This window comes from Acidobacterium sp. FHG110202_01 (genome assembly GCF_059115305.1).
The window spans coordinates 207,147-229,596 of record NZ_JBZYWJ010000009.1; the positions used below are offsets into that span (position 1 = coordinate 207,147).

21 protein-coding genes are annotated in these 22,450 nt (G+C 54.4%); 2 read left to right on the forward strand and 19 right to left on the reverse strand.

Annotated features, from left to right (window positions below; translation table 11 throughout):
* Positions 1 to 167: 167 nt before the first annotated feature.
* The 3 genes from AC5S16_RS18790 to AC5S16_RS18800 all read right to left on the reverse strand — a co-directional run bounded on the left by AC5S16_RS18790 (position 168) and on the right by AC5S16_RS18800 (position 3,014).
* A complete protein-coding gene (locus AC5S16_RS18790) occupies positions 168 to 1,058 on the reverse strand; it encodes an alpha/beta fold hydrolase (RefSeq protein ID WP_493931641.1) in 891 nt (296 codons plus the stop codon).
* A 505-nt stretch (positions 1,059 to 1,563) separates the two neighbouring features.
* Complete coding sequence (locus AC5S16_RS18795; protein WP_493931642.1) at positions 1,564 to 2,481, reverse strand: NADP-dependent oxidoreductase; 918 nt, start codon at positions 2,479 to 2,481, stop codon at positions 1,564 to 1,566.
* A gap of 206 nt (positions 2,482 to 2,687) precedes the next feature.
* Complete coding sequence (locus AC5S16_RS18800) at positions 2,688 to 3,014, reverse strand: hypothetical protein (protein WP_493931643.1); 327 nt, start codon at positions 3,012 to 3,014, stop codon at positions 2,688 to 2,690.
* Positions 3,015 to 3,392: 378 nt separating this feature from the next.
* On the opposite strand from AC5S16_RS18800, the gene AC5S16_RS18805 reads away from it, so the two are divergent.
* Positions 3,393 to 3,911: a YkgB family protein gene (locus AC5S16_RS18805; protein WP_493931644.1), complete on the forward strand. Its 519-nt coding sequence runs from the start codon at positions 3,393 to 3,395 to the stop codon at positions 3,909 to 3,911.
* A gap of 1,428 nt (positions 3,912 to 5,339) precedes the next feature.
* On the opposite strand, the gene AC5S16_RS18810 is transcribed toward AC5S16_RS18805, so the two are convergent.
* The 3 genes from AC5S16_RS18810 to AC5S16_RS18820 form a co-directional block, all read right to left on the reverse strand.
* Positions 5,340 to 6,416: a hypothetical protein gene (locus AC5S16_RS18810; RefSeq protein ID WP_493931645.1), complete on the reverse strand. Its 1,077-nt coding sequence runs from the start codon at positions 6,414 to 6,416 to the stop codon at positions 5,340 to 5,342.
* 105 nt (positions 6,417 to 6,521) lie between these two features.
* The gene (locus AC5S16_RS18815) at positions 6,522 to 6,854 is read right to left on the reverse strand and encodes a hypothetical protein (RefSeq protein WP_493931646.1); all 333 of its coding nucleotides are present in this window, start codon (positions 6,852 to 6,854) and stop codon (positions 6,522 to 6,524) included.
* A gap of 215 nt (positions 6,855 to 7,069) precedes the next feature.
* Entirely contained in the window at positions 7,070 to 7,741 is a 672-nt protein-coding gene (locus AC5S16_RS18820) for a hypothetical protein (protein ID WP_493931647.1), read from the reverse strand.
* A 654-nt stretch (positions 7,742 to 8,395) separates the two neighbouring features.
* On the opposite strand from AC5S16_RS18820, the gene AC5S16_RS18825 reads away from it, so the two are divergent.
* Positions 8,396 to 8,968 carry a TlpA family protein disulfide reductase gene (locus AC5S16_RS18825; RefSeq protein WP_493931648.1) on the forward strand — a complete coding sequence of 191 codons (573 nt, stop codon included), beginning with the start codon at positions 8,396 to 8,398 and terminating at the stop codon, positions 8,966 to 8,968.
* A gap of 146 nt (positions 8,969 to 9,114) precedes the next feature.
* Here AC5S16_RS18825 and AC5S16_RS18830 read toward each other — a convergent pair whose 3' ends face one another.
* The 13 genes from AC5S16_RS18830 to AC5S16_RS18890 form a co-directional block, all read right to left on the reverse strand.
* Positions 9,115 to 9,552: a lysozyme gene (locus AC5S16_RS18830; protein WP_493931649.1), complete on the reverse strand. Its 438-nt coding sequence runs from the start codon at positions 9,550 to 9,552 to the stop codon at positions 9,115 to 9,117.
* Positions 9,553 to 10,064: 512 nt separating this feature from the next.
* On the reverse strand, positions 10,065 to 11,849 hold the full coding sequence (locus AC5S16_RS18835) for a beta strand repeat-containing protein (protein WP_493931650.1): 1,785 nt from the start codon (positions 11,847 to 11,849) through the stop codon (positions 10,065 to 10,067).
* A gap of 9 nt (positions 11,850 to 11,858) precedes the next feature.
* Complete coding sequence (locus tag AC5S16_RS18840; RefSeq protein ID WP_493931651.1) at positions 11,859 to 15,962, reverse strand: hypothetical protein; 4,104 nt, start codon at positions 15,960 to 15,962, stop codon at positions 11,859 to 11,861.
* Complete coding sequence (locus AC5S16_RS18845) at positions 15,955 to 16,398, reverse strand: DUF6950 family protein (protein ID WP_493931652.1); 444 nt, start codon at positions 16,396 to 16,398, stop codon at positions 15,955 to 15,957. The genes AC5S16_RS18840 and AC5S16_RS18845 overlap by 8 nt, the downstream gene beginning before the upstream one ends.
* The gene (locus AC5S16_RS18850) at positions 16,385 to 16,966 is read right to left on the reverse strand and encodes a hypothetical protein (RefSeq protein ID WP_493931653.1); all 582 of its coding nucleotides are present in this window, start codon (positions 16,964 to 16,966) and stop codon (positions 16,385 to 16,387) included. Before AC5S16_RS18850 ends, AC5S16_RS18845 begins: the two co-directional genes overlap by 14 nt.
* Positions 16,966 to 17,589: a hypothetical protein gene (locus AC5S16_RS18855; RefSeq protein WP_493931654.1), complete on the reverse strand. Its 624-nt coding sequence runs from the start codon at positions 17,587 to 17,589 to the stop codon at positions 16,966 to 16,968. The genes AC5S16_RS18850 and AC5S16_RS18855 overlap by 1 nt, the downstream gene beginning before the upstream one ends.
* A gap of 3 nt (positions 17,590 to 17,592) precedes the next feature.
* Positions 17,593 to 19,947: a phage tail tape measure C-terminal domain-containing protein gene (locus tag AC5S16_RS18860; RefSeq protein ID WP_493931655.1), complete on the reverse strand. Its 2,355-nt coding sequence runs from the start codon at positions 19,945 to 19,947 to the stop codon at positions 17,593 to 17,595.
* 2 nt (positions 19,948 to 19,949) lie between these two features.
* Complete coding sequence (locus tag AC5S16_RS18865; RefSeq protein WP_493931656.1) at positions 19,950 to 20,414, reverse strand: hypothetical protein; 465 nt, start codon at positions 20,412 to 20,414, stop codon at positions 19,950 to 19,952.
* Entirely contained in the window at positions 20,407 to 20,595 is a 189-nt protein-coding gene (locus AC5S16_RS18870; protein ID WP_493931657.1) for a hypothetical protein, read from the reverse strand. Before AC5S16_RS18870 ends, AC5S16_RS18865 begins: the two co-directional genes overlap by 8 nt.
* A gap of 164 nt (positions 20,596 to 20,759) precedes the next feature.
* The gene (locus tag AC5S16_RS18875) at positions 20,760 to 21,128 is read right to left on the reverse strand and encodes a hypothetical protein (protein ID WP_493931658.1); all 369 of its coding nucleotides are present in this window, start codon (positions 21,126 to 21,128) and stop codon (positions 20,760 to 20,762) included.
* A 71-nt stretch (positions 21,129 to 21,199) separates the two neighbouring features.
* On the reverse strand, positions 21,200 to 21,673 hold the full coding sequence (locus AC5S16_RS18880; protein ID WP_493931659.1) for a hypothetical protein: 474 nt from the start codon (positions 21,671 to 21,673) through the stop codon (positions 21,200 to 21,202).
* 55 nt (positions 21,674 to 21,728) lie between these two features.
* Entirely contained in the window at positions 21,729 to 22,103 is a 375-nt protein-coding gene (gene gp17, locus AC5S16_RS18885) for a tail completion protein gp17 (RefSeq protein ID WP_493931660.1), read from the reverse strand.
* The gene (locus tag AC5S16_RS18890; protein WP_493931661.1) at positions 22,100 to 22,450 is read right to left on the reverse strand and encodes a phage head closure protein; all 351 of its coding nucleotides are present in this window, start codon (positions 22,448 to 22,450) and stop codon (positions 22,100 to 22,102) included. Before AC5S16_RS18890 ends, gp17 begins: the two co-directional genes overlap by 4 nt.

Sequence of the window (22,450 nt, forward strand, 5' to 3'; positions counted from 1 at the left end):
GACTCCCAGCTTCATAAGCCAAGGCTGTGACCTGTTCTTTAGGCGCACACACCCAAGGTCCGCCTTCATCAAAGATCGAACTTTCAATTCCGGGTCCCTCTCCATTGGGTATCCAATAGAGAGGACCCAAAATCAAAAGAAATCTCTTGGCAACACCCTTTCAGTACTTATTTCTTGTTTATTGTTCGGTCGAGAAACTCATGCATCAACGACCCAATCCGATCCACTTCTTCTTCCAACGCGAAATGGCCCGTGTCAAGAAGATGGAGCTCTGCGTTGGGAAGCTCTCTCTTATAGAGCTCAGCGCCCTCGACCGTAAAGATTCCATCATTTTTACCCCAGGTGATCAGCATGGGCGGCTGTTGTTTGCGGAGATACTCCTGCCAATCGGCATAGGCATCCAAATTCCTTTTGGCGTTGTAGAGGATTGAAAGCTGGATATCCTTGTTTCCCGGCCGATCCTGATTCGCCTGGTCGATTACCCAATTGTCTGGGCTGATCCTCGACGAATCGCGGACGCCATGCAGATAATGCCACTTGGTTCCTTCAATCGTCAGAAGCCAGTCGAGTAGAACCTGAGCGTTCTTTTCGCTCCGATCTTCCCAATAGTCGAATAATCCCTTTGAGAACTCCTTATCGAAGGCTTCAAAATGAGCCTCCCCATTTTGGACGATCAAAGCGGTCACTCGTTCGGGATGCATGACAGCTAACCGGAAGCCAATCGATGCACCTATGTCCGAGAGGTACATCGCATATGAAGAGATGTTCAGCTTTTCGGTGAACTTCTCGGTCACGATTGCTAACCGCTCATAGGAATATTCGAAATCGTTGACCGCCGGTGCTGAGCTTTCGCCATATCCAGGGAAGTCTGGGGCGACGACATGATATTTATCCGCGAGCATGGGAATCAGGTTGCGGAACATATGAGAAGACGATGGAAAGCCGTGCAAGAGAAAAACGGTGGGAGCATCTCGGGGACCGGCTTCGCGATAGAAGATTTCCAGCCCCTCCACGTTAAGCGTGCGATAGAAAACGGTCGGCGTGATCGTGTTCGACATCCAAACTCTCCTTCGGCGCGTGAATCGCACCTTCAAGAGATTAAGCCGTGATAAGACGCGACTCCCTATAAAAATGTTTAGGTCTCGAACAATAAAAAATAGCAACTGCAGAAAAGAGCAGGCGCGTCTTCAATAGTCAAAACTATGCTTAATTGACTCTTTACTTCTCAGGTATTTTCGCTGATCAGCGCCACAGAGAATCGTCCCCACAAAGCCTTGCTCTCATACTTACTAATGAAAGATAGACTTCGCGGTTCAGCCATAGACAGAGGGGAACAGTAGACATTTGTGTGTCTTACATATCACCGATAAGCGGTGGCGCCGGAGCACAACACAAGAATAGGATTGGCGGACGCCTGACGTTTCCTGAATGAGGATGGTGCCGTGCCCGCTGAAGCTTGACTGGACCCTCTGACGCGCGGTGCTTGAGCATCGTCGATGCTCAAGCACCACTCGCGAAGCTGTGGAAAGTATACGGCGTGGGTCTTGGGCAATCCCCAAGTCCTCATTGATGAACGCAGAAGATCGTCTTTCCCTTGATCCGCTCGGTCGGGTTGAAGGCGGCAACGGCATCGTCGAGGGTAGCCACGTTGCCGATGTTTGTCCGCAGCCGACCATTCCGGAGCCGCTGGACGACCTCACTCAATTGGGCGCGATCGGGTATGACGACGAAATCGATAGTCAGACCGTCAGCGGGTCGCGCCTCGGTCGGGCCGGTGATGGTCACCAGCGTTCCTCCCGCGCGAATCACGCCCGCAGACTGCTTCGCGATGTCGCCACCGAGTACATCGAAAACCAGATCGACAGCGCCGACATCTTCTAGCGCGTCGTTGTCGAGGTCGACGAACTCCTGCGCGCCGAAGTCGAGAGCCCTCTGACGGCCGCCAGCACGCCCGGTGCCGATGACGTACGCACCGGCAGCACGTGCGAGCTGGGTCGCCATCGAACCGACTACGCCGGCAGCACCGTGCACGAGGACGCTCTGCCCTGCCTGAAGGCGGCCGTGCTCGAACAGCCCCTGCCACGCGGTCAGGCCTGGCATCACGAGGGCCGCACCCACCGTGAAGTCAACGTCGCCCGGAAGCGGTGTGAGGTTGCGTCCCTCGACGGCCACATACTCCGCCAGCGTGCCGTCGCGATACCAGTCCGTGAGGCCGAACACCCGCTGTCCAATCGACAGCCCCGTCGTGCCATAGCCGAGAGCGGTGACCACTCCGGCCAGCTCGTGTCCGGGGATTGAAGGCGTCCGGTCACGGCCGACGCGATCGGTCCAGGTCGAGGGCCACGTCAGCTCATCCCCGGTGAATCCGGACGCATGAATCTGAACAACGACGTCGTTTATCGCTGCCTGCGGCTCGGGCCGCTCCACCAGCTTCACTCCGGCTGTTCCCGCGGCCTGATCCGTCACCACAATCGCCTTCATCGGTCACCTCCCTGTGTCGAGTTCTTGCCTGTAAAGTCGCCGCTCCATCCTTTGTTGCCGTGCCATGTCTGTTTCATAGGAATTGTCTCCTCATAATGTGTTTCTTTACTGCCCTCAACCGGAACGCGTTACCGGTTGGCTCTCGTTGGGTTATGTTAAGAGCCGCATCCTTTTTCAGAAACCGCGGAAATCATAGGGGTCAACCTCTATTTTTCTGCAGCTCTGATCGCCGCGTCCCAAGGGGAATTCGCCGCACTGTCGATCGGGTGCTTCACAATATTGCAGAATTCGTTGAAGAAGTACCTTTTGCGGCGCGCGAACTCGACATCGCGCTCTTTGACTATATTCCGGACAAACGTTAGTTGGTTGGCAACGCCACACGAGCAAGCGGATGTGGCCGCAATCATCAAATGGTTGATGATCAGTTCGATAACCTCGTCCTTCGATGCAATGGCCTCACGAAGCAACTGATTTTTATAAAGCAATTCTCCGATCAGAACTAACAGGCTCTCATAAGCGTCGTCTTCGTTCATGGTCGTCCACTCCATCCCGTCTACCGGAAGCGCTCTTGCCCGACGGCTCGACATTAGATTGACTTCAGCTTCCACGATTCTGTTCGAAAAGTTCTTTCACGGCGACATCACATCCCACAGTCCAAATACTCTAGTTCTATCTAGGTGCATAGTGCTGCGTGCCTGCACCTAAGCCTCTAGCACCTAAAGAAAGCAACAGCATTCCAACTATCGCGTTCGATGGTAGCCGCGACAAGCTTCCGGCGCACAATCCTGGTGTGCTTATCCGATTCTTTTGCCGTTTGTCGACCACACAAGCTGCGGCAGCAAACCGGCGCGATCTATGAATCGGAAAAGTATTGCTCACGCGGAACAAATCAGAAGGAAGAGGAGCCGGCCATGAAGTATTCATTGCCCGAAGTAGACACCAGCAAGAGGGGAAGAGTCGCAAAGATAGAACGGCTGGGAGCGATTCTCCTTCGTTATGGTTTGGTCGTCGCAATTGGCTGGATCGCAGCGATGAAGGTCACCGAATATGAGGCAAAAGGCATTCAGCCTCTCATTGCGCATAGCCCATTCCTGAGCTGGGGCTACAACGTTTGGAGCGTCCGTCATTTCACGATGATCATAGGTGCCATTGAGATGAGCATCGCAATATTGATTGCTCTTCGGCGATGGTTCCCAACAGCATCCGCAGCCGGAAGCCTGGGAGCGGTGTTTATGTTTTTGACCACGTTGTCATTCATCATCACAACTCCAGGCTGGGAGCCGACCCTCGGTGGTTTCCCTGCACTTTCAGGTGATGTAGGAGAATTTCTAATAAAGGATATTGTCCTGCTTGGTGCTGCGCTCTGGACGCTCGCGGACTCTCTGAGCGCCGTCTCCCCCCAACCCAATTTTCTGCGAAATCACGAGTAGTCGCCGAAGCGTATCGGAGTCGGTTGACTCCCTGCGCCACGACGCCTGGTCATTAAACTCACAAAGCTTCACAACGGAAAAAGAGGTTTCTGTGCACCTCAAAGGAAAAGTAGCGATCGTTACCGGCGGCAGTTCGGGAATTGGCAAGGAAACGGGGAGGAGGGAAGGCGACGTGAATTGAATTCACGACCCCCGCATGCGGTTTCTCCTAACCCATACCGAGGCAAGCACATGCTTTGTCTTCACACTGTATTGGCGGATAGTTACGAGCTCTCGATTTGCTCCATTTCGAGCAAATCGAGTTATGCGCCGCTAACATTTGGCGAAGCTATTCAACAAAACACATTTACAAGGTCTATCTGGATCATTCCCAAATGGGGCGAACACCGGCTCAACGAGATAAGGACAATCGAGGTCAAGACGTGGCTTCGAGGTTTGTCGATCGCACCAAGTAACTGCGCAAAGATTGCAGTGTCATGTCAGTGCTGTTTGAATCATGCCTGCAGGTATGGACACTCCACCATACGATTGACTCTGGACGTATATACGCAAGCCGTTACACCTGCTAAATAATTGCACAAGCCGCAGTCATTTCCTTGGGCTTATCTTCCAAGGTGCACATCCATTCCTAACATTTTGATGAGCGGTATCAGGAGATACGATTCAGGGTGCAAATTGGGTACAAGAACTCACCCAAATTGCACCCTGTTTTTGTCGAACTCTTTAGTGCCGATAGATCCATTAAGTCTTTAGAATCTATGGCGGGGACGACGGGGCTCGAACCCGCGACCTCTGCCGTGACAGAAGGCTTAAGTATAAGAAACGCAAGAGCTTACGAGGACGAAAAAGGAACGAAAAGGACCGGAAAGAAACGGTCGGAGCGCACTTTTTTCAACGACTGTTCTTTGATTGTTCTCTCGTTTTCCGGCTTCGTCCACTCACCGAGATTTCTGCCTTTCAGCGGCAGCGATCATCCAGGGCGACAGTAAAACCTCATCGCTGACCTAGCTGCACTCGACGGGCTGGCACCCATTCCCGTGCAGAAAAGACATCTCGTGACTTTTGTCGCTTCGGTGACCTCCTACCTTCACCTTTCTCGCTCCTCACACCTTAATGGCTTCGCGCCATGCAGGGCGAACTCACCCATCCCTACGATGCCGTGCCCGATCAGTCGCAGTTCAATGTCAAACCGCATGGGAGCAGCGGCTACATATATGGAGGATTCTGGAGTATTGGTTCAGATGCTCTGATGGGCTTGGGGGTGTGGAACCGGAAGCATCGCCGGTCGGCAAGACTGAAGTGATCGAGTTCGCGCCGAGGGGCGAGCGGGACTCCGCCGTTTCTTGTGCTGTAAATTGAAGAGGCCCCGGTGATGAACACCGGGGCCTCTTCTACGGTTTGATACCAAACTTTCTGTTAAGTAATGATTCACCATTGTAGTTTGTACTTCACGATCATGTGAATCTGTGCAGCACCTTGGTTAACGAATCCAGTACACTCACCCGTACGCCCGTATATAGTCCCCTTGTCTGGTTCCCTTTTTTGTTCTGCGTTTAGGTTGAGCCCTCCAGGAGTGCAGTCCACTTCATAGACTGGTCCTGGCGCATCCATTTCAAGACGCCACTGGTTGAAGTCATTCTTATCCTCACCGATTCTTCCATATGGGGTATTAAAGCAACGCTTGGTCGAAACTTTCTCTTTGTAATCCTGACATGCGGGCTCTACCCACCAGCTAAGAAGATAGGGACTGCCTTCCTGGTCCTGAATATGCCAAGCCGCCGCCTGGGGATCACCTGATGGTCGAGTAACCATTCCCGGCAGTTTGGCTTGAAGAGGAACCTTATTTGTATTTGCTGTGATGTCTACGGCGTCTGAAGGAGACTTACGCTCGCAATTGAGTATTATCCCAGACGAGTCAAGATCTTTGCGCCAGTACCAATGGGGATTCAACTCTGGACTACAAACGATGTTGGCAGGTCGTGCAACGAAACTGCTGATCTTGACGATAGGCGGAGGTCCTGCCGGTGAATAAGAAAAAATTACATTGAACCCCTTTGGATCTTCGGTTTGCTCCAAAGTGAGATGTGGAATGCCTTTAATATTCAGGATACAAGCTTGCCATGCTGCCACAATAGCGCGATCTGCTTCATCTGTTGTATGTGCAAACTGATCGAGAATCTTGGTATCTGAAAAGTTTAGAGTCTGGAGGCTTGCCTGATACTCATGCCAGCTAGTGTTTCTATTATGGCCGGATAGCGAGATTGGTATTTCATCAATGGAAAATCCTAACTTACCTGCTGCTTCATTCGCCTGTCCGTAGCTGTCGAATGTGCTTTGCGAAAGCCAATTCAAGAAAGTCTGCGTTTTAACGCTGAGCGAAGCTGTTGAGGAATGTGTGAAAACACCGTGTTCAAGAATCTCATTGCAATCCTGTGCGTTCAGATAATTCGAACAAATCACGCACACAAAAGACAAATAAAGGCCCACAACAGAAATCTTCCGCATAGTTGTCAAACCTTTGGATTGAATTCAGGGGAGACCCGTAGCATAGCCTTTGCAGCTAGACTGATTCAAATGAAATTTATTTTACTTCTCATCCCTTTAATGTACTTAATGGGGACCACGGCAGCTACACCAGAGACCGCCCGTTGAATCATGCACGACAACGCATGGACCCGAACCACAGCCTCCCCAACATGTGGATGGGTCGTTTGGGCATCCAGACTGCGTGACTTCTTCCGGAGATATGCCTTGAAAGGCGGCTTCTTTTTCCCGCCACTCGGCCTCCGTCATTGCCTGCCACTTCTTCTTGCCGTTCACTTCAATCACCTTGTATCCGAAAGGCGCATGGAATTGGGCAAAGTCTGCATTTCGTAAAGCTTCTTCGATGCCAGACCAGATTTCTCCGGATTCATAAATCGTAAACTGGCCTTGAACTTCCATTTGTTCCTCCGTGGAGATGGATTTTCAGGGGAGGACGGTAGTGTACTCTTGAAATCGATCTGAGAACACTACTATTTAGGGCACATGACAGTTGCAGCGCCTAAACGCCGGATGATGAGCGCAGCGGCGAGGAAGCGAATCGCCGATGCTCAGAGGAAGAGATGGGCACAGGCAAAAAAGCCGCCAAGTGAGACGGCCTTTCTTAGATAACTGGGTTATTGATCCGAATTATCGCTGTATGTCCATTCAGTGATTTCTACCTTATACGGTTGTTTCCATTGAGGGTGCGTATTGTGCCTCCATTGCGCGGCTTCGCTATCACGACGCGATTTGGCAGCCGCAATGGAATGTTCTTGCGGACCAGGCCGCGTTCTACACTGAGCAATCGGATGTGATCCGACCACACCAGCGGTTGCTCCTGGAAAACTTGCTTCGATGTAATTCTGGAAAGCTTGATTATAGTCAAAAGACTTGCTTCTATCGCCATGAAAGATGCCACTGAAATAAGCTGTCCCTTCCATTGGCCTGGTTACAATCAGATCGCACCAGTACGCTGGTCTGTCATCTTCAGATGTGCCTGGTTCCCAATTGGTATCAATATACGGTCGAGTGAACCAAATACTAGTCGACTTTTGTAACGTATCCTCTGTAGTAAAAGCCCAGCAAGCAGCCCCGATTATGGAGTAGCCTTTGTCCTTGACATACTTCTCGAACTGTTTAGATAGATTCGACGTTGTGTAGCTTTTTTGCCCGACGAAAATGCCACTTACCAATATTTCTCCGTTAGAAGCATTAGATACGGCAGAACATCTCCAGTAGTCGCTCGCAAATGCCTTAGCCTCAAAACTGAAGATCATAAGAAGGCCCACAACAAGAATCTTTCTCATAGTTGTCACCTTTGGGTGGAATTCAGGGGAGAATGAAAGCATAACCCACATCGACGCCTATTGACATCTGCTAAATGGATATCCGCTCAAGCTATGAGTTTGACCGGGGCTCTTTTCATCTCTTCGTATATCAGGCCGCGAATTCAGCCCTCTCGGCTTGCCGTCTCCGCAGCAGACCGGCCACAACCCTCCCCCTTGGGCAACTGAACCAATGGGGTCATCCTCCGGAGCAAACAGATTGAATGGAGCAGCTTCCGGTTTAGAGTATATAAACTCAGTACATGGATGTGCGAACGCTTGGTGAGCAGGATTCGTGAGCAAAGAAATAAAAGAAGCGCGAGATAAATCAGAACAACTTAGGGCAGAAGTCGCCGCACGACAGCGTAATACCGTGTGGCCTGATCCTCTCATAAATAGCCGGGCAGTCGATGAGTACCTCTGGAAAGGAAACTCCACTGCCCCTCTTGTGCAAAGGGTGGGAGCAATCGTATTCGGTTGCGCCTATGTCTTAGCGGGAATAGGGCTTGCATCCACGATATTAGAAAAGCACGCATACGCCCTCTTGGTAATAGTGCTGATCGGCTGGATTGCAGCCGGGCGGATGTTTGTAAATGCATTTAGACGCAAGCATGTCCGGGGAGAGCGCCGTCGAAAGTGAAAAAACGTAAAGTGCTGATCTTCATCGGCATTGTTTTCATAGCCGTTTTTTATATAGTTCGAATTGCTCTACCCAATTGGGTCCTTAAGAGAAACCTTCAATGGACCAAGCAATCTATCCGTGATTTTTCCTTCCAGACAACAAATGGAAGTCTCGCCTCTTCGCGTGATCTCAAAGGGCGCACAGTTGCCATCTTCTTTTGGGCTACATGGTGTGCTCCTTGTGAGGCAGAGCTTCCCCAAATCTCTGAACTACAGAAGCGATATAACGCACGAAGTGACGTTATCGTCCTTGCCCTCAATGCCAAAATGGGTGGTGATACCGCAGATCGAGCGCAGGAGTTTCTTAGCCATCATCACGTGCAGATCGTCAGCGCAGTCGATGCGACAGATGATCTTCATCCGGCAGGGCTTGGATCGGCAGGGCGCAGTCTTGGGCTCCGGGTTATCCCAAGCTTTTACATCATTGACCGCCAAGGCCAGCTGCGAGTTGCGGAAGCGGGATATGTAAGTTCAGCAAATCTCGTGACCGTTGTATCGCATGTGATTGATCAGCTGTCGGAGGAATAAAACTTGGCAAGCAGCCGCCAGAAATCCAATGTTCGCGCCCCTTCCGTCCCCAAACTCATCTCCTCCCGACAACCTAAAGAGCGCCATGCTTCGCATGGGGGAATAGTGTGACACATCTACTCCGAAGGTAGAGCTTGTTAGAAGACCTACATTACACCGACAAATATCCGCTGCTCTGCTTCTCTCCTCTTCATGAGCCCATCGATTTCAACGCCACTAGCGTGGTCCCAAGCCATAAACTGACCCGCAGCCTCCTCATACTTTCCAGCGTTCAGCAGCTTCAGCAAAGTCGAACGCTGCAACGTCGCCGCGCCGAGGTTATACGTGAAGTCCGCCAGTGCATCGAACTGCCCCTGTGTCAGCGGAACCTTGACCAGAGTATTGACGGCGTGCTCGGCATAACTCACATCTTCGAGCAGCAATGATGTCGCTTGGTCTTCAGTGATGCCGTCTGGGAATGACTCGCCGTGCTTGAGAGCATGGCCATAGCCGATGGTCTGGATGCCAGCAACATCCTTATAAACGTGATCGCGGAAGCCCTCGGATTGCTTAATGAGGTTCAGTCCTTGTGTCGATAACTGCATGGTGGGATACCCTTTGGAGAGGAGGATGGATGGAAACGAAAGAGATAGTTACGGAGATTGACCGCGAGATAGCGCGGCTTCAGGCCGCTAGAGCCTTACTTGCAGGAAGCTCGAATGGACACACGAAGGTCGTTGTGCGTAAGCGTGAACCGTTGAGCGCAGCAGCTAGACAGAGAATTGCTGAGGCTCAGAGAAAGAGATGGGCGAAAGCAAGGAAGGCCGCCAAGTAAGGCGGCTTTACTTATGTAGCTCTACGATCATCCATGCTAGACATGACACAATGCCTGACACGCCAGCCGCAGCGCCCAACAAATACCACCGCCAAGCTTGGAGACGCGAGACCGCATCCTCGATCCGCTGTAGGCGAGAGGGCTGCCCATTGCCCGTGATTCCAGTCTTTACTTGCAACTCCAATGCGGAAAGCCGTTCGCCCGTTTCACGGGCATGATCGTTATAGTCGGAGCGGAGTTCACGTAACTCCGCCAGGATAAGAGCTTGGGTATCTTGCATGATTAATTCGCCTGTGTGGTAGTGGAGTTGTCGATGATGACTTCCAGATTGGGCTGGTCAGCGCGGACAGCCTTCACTTCCCAATAGAACTTCTGGCTGGAGTTGTTCGTATCCACAGCGCGAACCGTAAACTGTCCGTTGGCGACCGCCGATGCGGCCAGGCTGCTGATCGCTTCTGTCGAATCAAACATCGGTGTCAGCATGACAGTGCGTCCGGTGGCCTGCGTCAGCGCCTCGAAGTAGGCGGGCGGGGTGATCGTCGCCGTGCCATTCTGAAGCTGACCTTCACCACGGTAAAAGACCGCGATCTCCGGGCCTTCGAGCGAGGAATGCACCAGAGTCTTCGTAGAGTCGCCGGGGTATGGAATGGAGAAGTTCTTGGTCGTTCCCGTGATCGATCCGGCTACCGACAGATTGCCGTTCGCTTGGATTGCCATCAACTGGTGTGAGTCAGAGGTCTGCACCATGAAAGTTGTGCTGGAAGTTCCAGAGCTTCCCCACGATGCAGTGCCAGTCACTGCGAATCCTGCCCAATATCCACCCAGGTTTACGACGCCAGGAATCACAACAGCCTGGGGGCTGATTCCGTAATATGTCGATGTGGTGGTGTCATAGATGCCAATGAATGACTGCCCGTCTGCCTGGACATACTTAAGCGCCCCACGAGCACCTTGAGTACCGGCGGTGAAGTTCGCAGTTGCATTGATGGTGTTGGCGGTCAGCGTTCCGCTCACGGTTGCAGTGCCCACATGACTTGTCGCCGTAGTGATATCCCCGCTCGCCGTATAGCTCGCAGCGCTGACCGCCCCAGAGGCATTGACACTCGTGGCATTCACTGTCGTCGCGTTGACGGTCGTGATGTTGCCTGTCGGCATTGTCTGTGCGGCGGTAAAGCTCTGCGCAGTATTCAGTTTGGCGAGATTCGCTCCGTCGCTCAGATTGCTGCTGGCAAGAACGGTCCCATTGACTTTAATATTCGCTGTCGCGTTGATGGTGTTCGCCGTCAGTGTGCCGGTAACGGTTGCATTGCCCGTCGAGAGAGAACCAGAGGCCACGGCACCGGAGGTAGACACGCTGCCTGCATTCACAACGCCGGTCGCATTGATCGAGGTCGCACCGGTTGCGTTGACGGTCGGCACCGTGAGGTTGCCGGTCATCGTATCGCCAGCAGCAGACACGCCACCGAGAGCCCTGAGCGCAGCGGCGGCTGTGGTTTCGCCGGTTCCGCCGTTGGCAATGGCCACGGTGCCGGAGACATTCGCAGCAGTGCCGGTGGTGTTCGCGGCATTGTTGGGGATATCACTCGCCTGCAACACACGCGCATCCCAATAACCCTGGTTCGCGCTGCTGACGATGAACTGCCCAGACGCAGTGGCCGTGGGCAGAGTCGCGCCTGACCCGCCACCTGAGCCCGGCTGTCCCTGCGGACCAGTTGGGCCTTCCGCTCCCTGGAGAGCGAGGATACCCCAAGAGGCCGTGTTCACGTCCGGCTCGGCATTTGTATTCGCGTGGGTCGCAATGTAGCTGGAGCCGTTATAGCTGACAGCATCATCGACCGCATAGGCCGTGTTCGCATTCCACGGGCCGCGCCATGTCAGACCGGCGGGGCCAGTCGGACCCGCCGGGCCGGTAGCGCCCGTACCGCTGCCACCGCCAGAAGACACTTCGGTCTGAAGCTGATGGATAACGGTGTCGAGCGTCGAGAAGTTGCCGTTAATGGGACCGTCCCACTCAGTGGTGCCGGAGTCAGGCAGAGTGAGGCCAAGATTAGGAGTTGTAGTGCTCATGCTTTGTCCTTATGCTTCAGGTGAGAGGTTGGAGAGGTTCGGGATGTAGCTGTAGCCCTGGACGCTCAACTCTTCTGTGACAGACCAGTCATAGACCGAGGAGTCTGTCTCCTGGATATCCATTTCGGTGCCGAGCAGAGTGACTTCCTGGCCGTTCGACTGATCCGACTGAACCTTCTCAAAGGTCAATCTGGTGTTAGCGACTTCGACGATCTTGTTCTCCCAGGCAAAGGGTTTGTAGCTGAGATAGACAGTATCGAGCGGAGCGGAGCCGTACATCGTCATCATGCCTTGCAGAGCGCCGCGTCCCTGTTGGCGGATACGCATCAACTCGATCTTCGCGATGCGCTGAGCCGCACTGACCGAGGTGGTGAATGGAAGCTGGATGTCCTTCCAGAGCCGTCCACCATCGGCCTGCGAGTTCGCGTCATATTGATACGCTGGCGAGCCGTCTGTGTAGCCGTGAAGCTGGTCCTGAGCATAACTCGGGAAATCCGACTGCTGCCACTGGTTGGCCTCAGAGATGTACGTTCCCTTGATGCCGTTGTAAAGCTGATGCTTCGGCAACTTGGGCCGCCAGGTGATGCCGCCGCGCAGGTCCTTGACCGTGTAGCCGATATCGCCACCCACATCGACGATGTTGAGCATGGCGAAATTCACCATGCCATCGATCCAGGTGATTGCCTGCTGCTTCATCGCCGAGTTGTTAGTCTTCTGAGTCCAGGTAACGAGCAGCGAGAGCGTGCGGAGGATTTCGCCATGCCAGAAGCCGTACCAGTCGAGCGCTCCAGTCGGATCGGTGCAGAATGTCCCGGCCATCACACCACTGGTGACATACAGCGCCTGCCAGAAGGCATAGACCTTGTTCAGCAGCGACTGATAGCTAGCGTTCATCGTGCCGGTGCCGTTCGGACGCTGGACCTGATCCATCAGCAGGACAGCCCGAAGGATCAAGGCAGCAGCGTGAGGCTCCTGGTACGTGGTCTGAGCGCCGGTCTGCGGGAAAAGTGTCGGTGGACCCGCTGTGGCATTGGTCCAGTTGGCATCAAGCCAGGCCAGGAAGTTGTTAGTGACAGTAACCGCCTGGGCATAATACGGCTCGCTGCCATTGCAGGCAGCAATAAGTTCGCCGAGTTCTGCAAGAGGACGGTATTGATACCCACACCATACGGTGTTGGGATCAGGACCATTCCATCCCCAGGTGTTCGCCGGGCCGTACTGCACAGCATCCGGCTTAACGAAATAGAACACTGGGCAGAATGGCCCAACATCCTTCGTCGCCGACTGCGCCGTCCAGGCCGCCTGTGAGTCGGCGAGGAACTGCACGTTGGTCGAAACGTTCGTTTCGTTGCCAAGCTGCTTGATCGCCCACGGAGACTGATACCCGGCATAGCAAGGTCCCTGCCAGCCGATGAGCGAAGCAGGATTGCCGAGGAAGTTTGCTGTGAACGGAATCGCACCGCCCTCGTACTTTACTTGCAGGTCGGGATACTGGCGTACTCCGTAGATGGTCACAGAGTCACCGGCAGGCAAGCCGAGACCCGGCAACTGCACGCCGCAGGTGTAGACCGGTGAGCCAATCGGCAGCGCCTGTCCTTTGTCATTCACGAAGTCCGTGTTGTGCAGCGTCAGGTCATAGCGCCAGCCGCTGTTCACCGTAAGGCTGAAGGTGTAACGGTTGTCCGCGTTAAATGTCGGCTGCTGATTCTGCGTGTCGATGTACAACTGGATCTCGTACACGCTGCCTTGTGTGTCGCCCTTAAACGACAGGACTGTGTAATCGCCAGCATTATAGGTGTCATTGATGGATGCAACACCGAACTGCGTAACCGTGCCGGATGTGCTGTCGGCATTGAAGGTCAGCACGATATCGCCAGCCGCATCGCAGGTGATTGCTGGAGGGTTCTCGATATCGGAAAATGTGAAGCTGCCACTTTGCGAGAACGGCTGCAACTGCACCGAGCGGCTGATCCACTGCCGCTGGTTGTTGACCTTATACACAACAGCCGCTTGCTGCTTCGTGGCGTTCAGCATGGCGAGGTACTGGCTGTTAGTCGTCGGGCTCTCGACTACAGGATCACCGTAGCTTACGCCGTATGGGCTCCGTCCATAGCCTGAAGACACTACGGGTGCGCTCGATGTCGACACCTGATCGATCACTGTGGCAGCCGCATCAAAGCAGCGCATCGCCCAGTTATAGGTGTCGCAGGCGGAGTCGATCTCGCCTTGCGCGAGTGGCCGCCAATCGGGATAAGCTTCGAAGTCCTGGCCGGTCAGAATGGCCGGGCCGGATAAGCATGAGTAGATGACGCAGAGCGTTCCATTGAAGCTGGTGTCCTGTAGCGTGACGACAGTTCCCTGTCCCTGGACGTACTGATAGCTCGCAACCGGATATGCGGTGCCGGACTTAGGCGGTGAATATGGGCTTGTGTAAATAAGCTGGTAGCCCGGCGTCATCGCCTGGAAGACATAGCGCACTGTGCCATAAGTGTCTGGCACAGTGGCAACACCGTTGGTGAACGTGAACTCGTCTTCATAGCGGACCACAGCCGATGTGAACGGCTGCTTGACGTTGAAGAGCCAATGGGGCGGATAGATCGCCGTGTCGGTGACTGTCTGCGGCACCGGATAGTTACGATAAAGGACTTCCTCCATCGGCGAGAGAGTGAGTTTCGCCAATGACAGGGCTTCGACGTTGCCCGTCGCCTGGTAAGCGTTCAGCATGCCTAGCGTGAACAGGAACTGTGACTCCGATGTACCCGCTGAATCTGGAAAATATCCCTGGCGTCCGCCGCCTGTCGGGTTGTTGTAGCTGTTGACTACCAGACCGTCAGAATTGAGAAGCATGTTCGGGCCAGTCGAGCCATCACCGATCGTGATCGAGGCCGAAGGCGGGACCCAGGCTGCGGGGTTGATGATGAACTGCCCGCCCGAGTAGACAAGACGGCCAGCGCATGAGGTCAGCAGGTTCTGAAGAACATCGCCGCGCTTAACCGACACGTCGAAAGAACCATCGCAGCAATAGCGTGATTCCGTCCCGCCTAGAGCGAGCGGGACCTTCTCATTGCAGATATTCGCCGCACTGATAAGCGCATCGGTCGGAATCTGCGAACCATACGAAGCATTGAAGCCCCAGATGGGATTGTGCAGGTAGTCCGCGATGCAGAGAGCAGCATTGTCGGTGTAGCCGTATGTGTTCGTGCGGCAGTCATAAATGTCGTTCTTTCCCTGCACAACGAAGCTGATTTCAGGCAGGCCGTTGTATATCGAGGAGTCATACTCAAGCTTCAGCGCGACATAGGTGCGTCCTTTGAGGATGCAGTCCTCGGTCCAGTAGCCAGCGGTGTTCCCGAGAATGATGCCGGACGCTTCTGTCTGATTACCGAGATAGTATCCAGCAGTGACAGTTGTGCCGTAATCCGGCCATGTTGACTTGAGTGTGCCGGTGTTCGCCTGCCCTGCTCCTTGTGGACCGCCGCAAGTATAGGTGAAGGAACTAGGTCCGGTCTGGACAACCGGGAAATAGCCGTTGAGGCTATCGCCACCCTGGCTGTCTATAGTGCCCCGAATCCAGATGGTCTCGCCGTTGTAACCCGAATAGATGCCCTTGTCCGTCTGCTCGAAAGTGACGGAAACTACATCATTCGTGCGACTGATGGTCTCGATGTTCCAGATGCCTTGTGGAGGCGTGAATGATTGCCAGAAACCGTTCGGATTCGATGCGTCGGCAAATTGGCCGTTCAGCCGCATCTGGAGCTTCTTGTTGTTGAACCAGATTTGTTCGACCTGCTGGCATGGATGCGCGGCGACCGCGACCACGAGAAGCAGGATGCGATTGTTCGATGCAACCTCTTCCTGGTACACGATGGTCCCGCCAACCTTGGTGCGGCCATATACAATCTGCCACGGCTGGAGCGGATTACGGCTGGTCGTATGGACACCATTCGCCCGCTGAGACAGCAGTGTGCCAATACCCTGCAATACGAAGCCGGTGCCAGCAGAGGCGAGCATCGATGACATCGAGGCGCTGAGCGCGATGCCCATGCCGGGAAGAGCGAAGTCCGCTGCGATGAGAGCCGCGCCAACCGCAACATCTGTAATTACCTTACTCAAGATGCCAAGCCTTAATTGCGTGTTTGAGAGGCAGCCGAATCAGGCCGCCATGAGAAATGGAAATGATGTGTCTGCCGTCCAGGGCGATGATGCCGAGCGAGATGCCCTGATCGTGTTTGAGCAGGACCGGATCGCCCCGATGCGCCATCAGAGGAACGGCCTCATGGAATCCATGCTCAGCAAAAAGCGCAGTGACGCCAGCTTCAAGCGAAGCTCTGCCGCAGTAGTTGTGAATGACGCGCAGTGAACCGCGCTCGGTGGTGTACTTTCCCCTGAACGGAGCTCCAACATCGAGCTCTGTTTGCACTGCGATTGCTCCGAAAGTAAGAGTGCAGCAATCGAGGCCCAGCGAGGAGTCGTAACTGAATCTCGTGTCTTTGTTGCGGAGCAGGTAGGAATCAAGGTAATTGACCCAATCAGGCTTACGGGTTGCCATCTGAATTTGCTGACTGTCCCCAATAGATCGGGATGTTCTGGATTGCATTGACCCACTGGAAGCCGAGATCGCCTGGGTAAAACAGTTGCTGATCCTGGTTGGTGTAGCGATACGGGATAGCCACATTCATATCGAGCAGGACGGACTCACAGGCGACGGTGATCGTCGCTGTCTTTTCATCTGCACTGATCGTCGGCTGATCCATGCGGCCAGCGAAGCTGACCACGGGATTAGGGATCAGGTTCTTGTTGCCGTCGAAGAGGCCAAGGTAGATCGTGACCGGCAGGCCGACCTGGAATTCATTGAGCACACCGGCGAGCAGGTTGGAGTCGATGCCGCTGAGCGTGACATTGCAGCCACGCGCCTGGACATCGCTTCCCTCTTCGATTGTCGATATGTCGAGCAATGAACCGATGCCGGTCCATGTCTGATTGTTCCAGGCAATGTTGCCATAGCCGGACCAGATGTAGACCGGGCCGCTGACAAAATTCGCCTCGATAAAGATCGCCGGATAGAGGACTTTTTGTGCGAGCGCCTGAAGATAGGCGGTGGTGGCATTGCGCGGCATCAGAGCGCCTCGCGTATCTGGAAGCTGACGCCATAAGTGGTCAGGTAAGACTCACTCCACTGCCGCTGGTTAGAGGCGAGTCGGAACAGGCCCTTCGCATTGGTGATGATGATCGGCGTGCCGTTTGGCGGCGTCTCTCGAATCTGCGGCCAGATGGAGAATGAAGCATTGCCCTGGGAGTCAGAGTTCACTGTGTCCAGACAACGAAAGAGACGATATCCGATCTGGAGATAGTCGCCTGTGACCAGGACGTTATTCTGGTTTGCCGCCCATCCGGTTGTGTTCAGCGTGTAGCCGCTCTGCACCGAGCCGAGGGTGACAGGCGTGCCCGACGCTGACCCTTGCGGTGTGCCGACCGGATCGCCGAAATAGAACACGCTGCTTTGACCCTGGGCGGCGAGCAGAAAAGCAATCCATGCATTCGCTTGCTTACGCTTCATTGGAGGAAGCGTCACTGTGGCTGAAAGCCACGATGCCTGCCAGTTCTGGATCTGCTGCTGGCCGGTGAAAGGATTATTCGCCGCCGCAACCGTGTCATTCGCTGTCCACTGGATATCCGTAGGAGCAGGCGAAGTAGGCATGGCAATCAGAGGAGAGCCATTGATGTTTCCGATGTTTGCCATGCGTTACTTGTGTTGCGGTGTGCGGATACTGCGTTGATGTTGGGCTTGCATCGAGCCGGAGACGGCCTGTGGCAATGCGCGGCGGACCGCTGCCTCTACACCGGCAGGATCAGAAGAACCACGAGCGTCGATGTGATAGGTGTGAGAGACTCCACCGATGGCATGGTTCGGAATCACGGTTCCGGCTGTATTCGGCCACATGATCTCGGGACCGTTCTCGCCGACGAGCACAGGGCGATTAGCGACAACATCGCCGCCACCCGCTCGGCCTCCCTGGAAGCCAGAAAGCAGCGATGCGAAGAATCCTTTGATTCCGCCGCCAGAGTTGCCGGAGTCACCAGAATCGTCGGATGTATCGCCAGCGAGACTGCCAAGTACGCCTGTCACTGAGCCAGCCGCACCGGCCATGAGGACATACAGAGGATTTTGCTTCGTCCCGTCAGGCTTGCCGCCGCCGAAGCCGAAGTGATGAAGGATCGAACCTTCCAGTCCCTGTAAGCCTGTCTTGACGAGCCCCTGGCCGATGCCCTGGAATGTCCCGCCGAAGTTAGTCTTCTGCCCCGTGGCCGCTTTTGCGATCTGATCGTTCAGAGAAGTGATGGACTGCGTGAGTACCTGGCGAATCTGAGTCGCCATGTCCCGCCATTCCGTCACCATCTCATCGAGCGCCTGATGCGCCGCGCCGCCGATTGTCTGGCCATTGATCGTCTGCTGGTCTTGCATGACCTGAATCTGTCGCTGGCCATTCAACACCGCGATCTGGTTATTCAGGCCGGAAGTCCGCTGCTGCCGCTCGATTGGCGAAAGCGTTGGATCGCTAGCGACAGACTTCAGGGCATCCTGAAGCTGCCCAAGGGTCTGCTCATATTCTTGCGCATGCAGACGAGCTATCACCTGGGCAGCATCGAGCCTGGACATCTGCCCGGTAGCCACGGCCATCTGGAGAGATGCCTCTGCGAATGCAGCCGCGTTCTGCCGCTGTAACGCCACACCTTCATTCAGGTTCTTGATGAAATCGGCAGCGGCTCTTCCCTGGTTTTGCAGGTAACCCTGATCCGTTTTGCCGAGGTCGAAGCGTTCCATGCCAACAGGCCCTGAAGCCGTCTTTCCGAACTCGGCATTCGAGTGAACATTCTCCTCGCGAACTTTCGCAATCGCTTTATTGGCGTTGTCCAGGGCAGCGAGGTAGCTCTGACTGCCAGCTTTGGCCGTGGCGACACGCTGCGCCCAGAACGAGATTTCCCGCTCTGTGTCCACATCTTCGACAGCCTTCAGGTTGTCAAGCTGCGACTGCCATGCCTTGATGATGGCTTCCTGTTGCTTGCGGGTAGCCTCGGCTGCCTGACGCGCGGCCTCTTGGGCTTTACGCTGCGCTTCCTGCTGTCTGCGTAACCGGTCTGCCGTTGCCTCATCCTGCTTATTACGGGCCGCTGCGGCATTATCCGCTAACTGGTCAGAGATGTTCTGTAGGAATCCCTGATCGGTCTTGATTCTGGCCGACTGGTTAGGAGCAGCAAATGGATTGAGCCAATAAGGGAGTTGCCCTGGCGTATGAAAGATACGAGTCGCCTGAATGCCCTGCGCTTCTCCGAGATCATTGTTCGCCCAGGTGTGAGCAGCCGCATACTTGTCTGCGATCTGCTTATCAAGAGACGTGACTGAGCCTTGATCGTTGATGGCCACCGCACGCGCTCTTTTGCGGCTGAGCTCGTCGAGGTCATCCTGAAACGACTTGATTGATCCTATCTGTCCCTGTGTGGACTGCTGTCCAGGCGTGTACCAGTGAGTGCTGTTCTGCTGGAGCAGCTTGGACACTTCCTCGTTGGCTTTAGAGATGGCCTTTACAAGATCCCAGGCAGCGGCAGTATCAGCAGCGAGCTGCGTGGCAAGCGTGTCCGGAGCCTTCCCGGAGAGAATTGCAATCTGCTCTTCCAGCTTGGCGTTCTGCAGATTGAGATTCGCAATCGTTGACTGCGCATTCGTATCAATCGCTGTGAAGCCCGACTGAATTGCGTTGGGAATCTGCCGCGCCGTCTGGATGAAATCGTAGGCTTCCTTGCCCATGCGGACAAAGATCGACGCTACGGCGATACCGCCGACGAACGGGAAAATTTGCTTGGCTAAATTAGATAGCTGGGGCGACAGCGCGATGAAGCGCTCACCTGCTCGAAGCAGGTTATTGAAGTTGCCCTCAGCGAGGCGCAGCGACGCGGAGATGGCCTGGACGCTGGTGACTCCATGCTTACCCGCACCATCGTAAGCATTCTGCATCTGCTTCAGCTTGCGATTGATTGCGTCAACCTGGGCGCTGGCGTTCGCGCCGTTGACCGAAACTTCGAATTGGAGTTTGTTCGCCAAGCTTATTTACCGTTGAATGCTTTAACTATGTCTTCTTCTAGTTGCTTCTGGATGGCGTCAGCTATTTCCTGCTGCGAGGCCTCAAATGCAGCACGAATGCGCCCGACGTTCTTTGTGACACGTTCTTCTTTCCCGGTCTTCGCGCTCTTGCGTGTATGAACGAAACCAAATTCCTGCCAGTTCATGACGTGAGCGGAATACTTGCCATACTTGACGATCACAGCGGGACTGTCTGTTTTCGCTGTGCCCTTCTCAGTTGCGAGCACAACGTCAGCTTTGGCGAAGCCCGGAGGCAAGGCATCTGATCCGGCGGAGTGCTGGTCGATGGATACCGGCGTAGCATCTTCGACGGCTTTCTTCAGCACCAAGCCGCCTGCTTTGGCCGCGCGGAGTTTGATCGCGCTGGCCTGGGTGGCTTTCAGATTGGAGAGTAGCTCTTCCAATCCTTTGATTTTGATTTCAAGCATCGGAATCTTTGTGCGTCACGCCGAAGATGACATTGAGCGCTTTGACGATCTTCTTCTGGGAGGGCTTACGCTTCGGCTTCTGCCGCTCCAGCGAGGACAGCATGAAGTCGGTGACTTTGTATGGAGTCTTCGGGCGGCACATGGAGAAGTTGGCCGTTACAGCGGTAAGCTGAGCGACCATGAACTCCTGGTGCTCTGTTTCATGCTCTTTACGCTTGATGAGCGCGTCGAGCTTGCGAGGAGTCAGCGCGTAGAACTCAGCATCTGTCAGGCGCAGGTCATATCTGGCGATAGACCAGAGGCGCAGCCATTGCTGTTCACGGCCCAGTGGTTTAGCGGCGAATTTTACTCCGCCGCTTCGGCGTTTCCCTGTGCCACCTCTACGTCAGGCAAAGCAGCCTTCCAGGCGTCGGCAATCACACTTGCGATTGGATAAACAGTCTGCAGGGTAACGAGCTTGGTAGCATCCTCAAATGAAAGTTCGGAATGGAACTTGCGAATCGCAGCCGCAAAGATCACGCGAACATTGGAGAGATTGAGGACTGGCAGCGCCGCGAGCAAATTGACCTGTTGGCCTTCTGCGATGAGTTCCTGCTCGGCTTCTGCAAGAGCGCCGAAGTCAAAACAGAGATTGTATTCGGTCCCGCCTAGCTTGATCGGTGTCTTAGGCAGGGTGGGGTCGGCAAGTGTGCCTGTGATCTTACGTTTGCTCATGGGATGATTTCTCTTGTGATGTTGTGCGGCCTGACAAGTAGGCAGGGAGCGACCCTGCACCCAGAAGTTGCTTAGCTACCGATGGCAGCCGACGTGACCGTCCAAGCACCATCTACCTCAAGCGTGACCTTCGAGGTGTTGACCTTATCCTCTTCAAGATCGATCGCACCGGCTTCGGTAACAATCGCCGAGAAGGAGACAGTTACAGTCTTCTGCGCATCACGGTCCGTATAGACAACCTGGAAATCGTTAGCGTCGCCAGCGATTACCGCCGCAGTTACGGCGGACTGCCCGGCATCGCTCGAAGCATTCTTCACCGTGAAAGTCACAGTCTGGTAATCCAGCGTGGTGCCGAGACGACGCACAAGGTCTGATGACAGATCAGTCGTGGTCACAGTACCGCGCTTCATTCCAGCAGCCTGGATATCGGTGATGCCACCGACAGGCGTGTAAGTAGTCGAAGGAGTGCCGGGAACGGTGGCTCCGCCGATGGAGAGAGTGGCGAGTTTTCCCAAGGACCCGCGAATGTACGATGGTGTGGGCATAGATGATTGCTCCTGTGTGCCCGATGACCGGGCAAAGTTGGATTTGAAAGGGGTTTCAGTGCCAGATGTAGACCTCGATCATGGCCATGTATTGCAGGGCTTCGTGATCGAAGTAGTCTGTCTTGTTGATTTGCTTGATGTTCTGGATGCCGCCGAATGACAGGCTTGAATTCAGCAGCGTATCAGTGATTGCCTTGCGGAGATTCACCGCGTCGTTATATGTTGCTCCTACAGCCTCAAGCTGAAACCTACTGCGAGTAAGTCCGGTCGAGGTCTCCAGAGAGGGATCAGGAATGTCTGCGATTAGCTTGTAGGTGATCGCCGGGAGCGTTGGGCCAGTAGGCAGCACAAGCGGATAAATGCGAGCGCCGCACAGCGTCGTGATCGCCGGAGCCGTACTCAGGATAGTAAAGAGAGTCTGCTCGATCATTCCGCACCGTTGAGCTCATAGCAGAGGAAAGTCAGCCAGAAGTTCTCCTGCTTGGGATTCAAAATCGACTCAATGTTGTAGGTGTGAGTGACGTTGGTGGCTGGCTCGATAAATACAACCCGCATGTTCGACGCGAAAATGACGCTCTTCGTCCAGCGAATCGTGATGCGATGCGTGACCTTCTCCACGAACTCAGCGGTAGCATAGATCAACTGGCTCTGCTGCACGTCGATTTCGGACCAGCACTCATAGACAGTGTTCCAGGTCTGCTGTTGCTGACCGAATGAGTCCTGACTGGTCGTCTGCTGCTGCACCTGGATGCGTCGATTGAGATTCGGTGTCGGCAT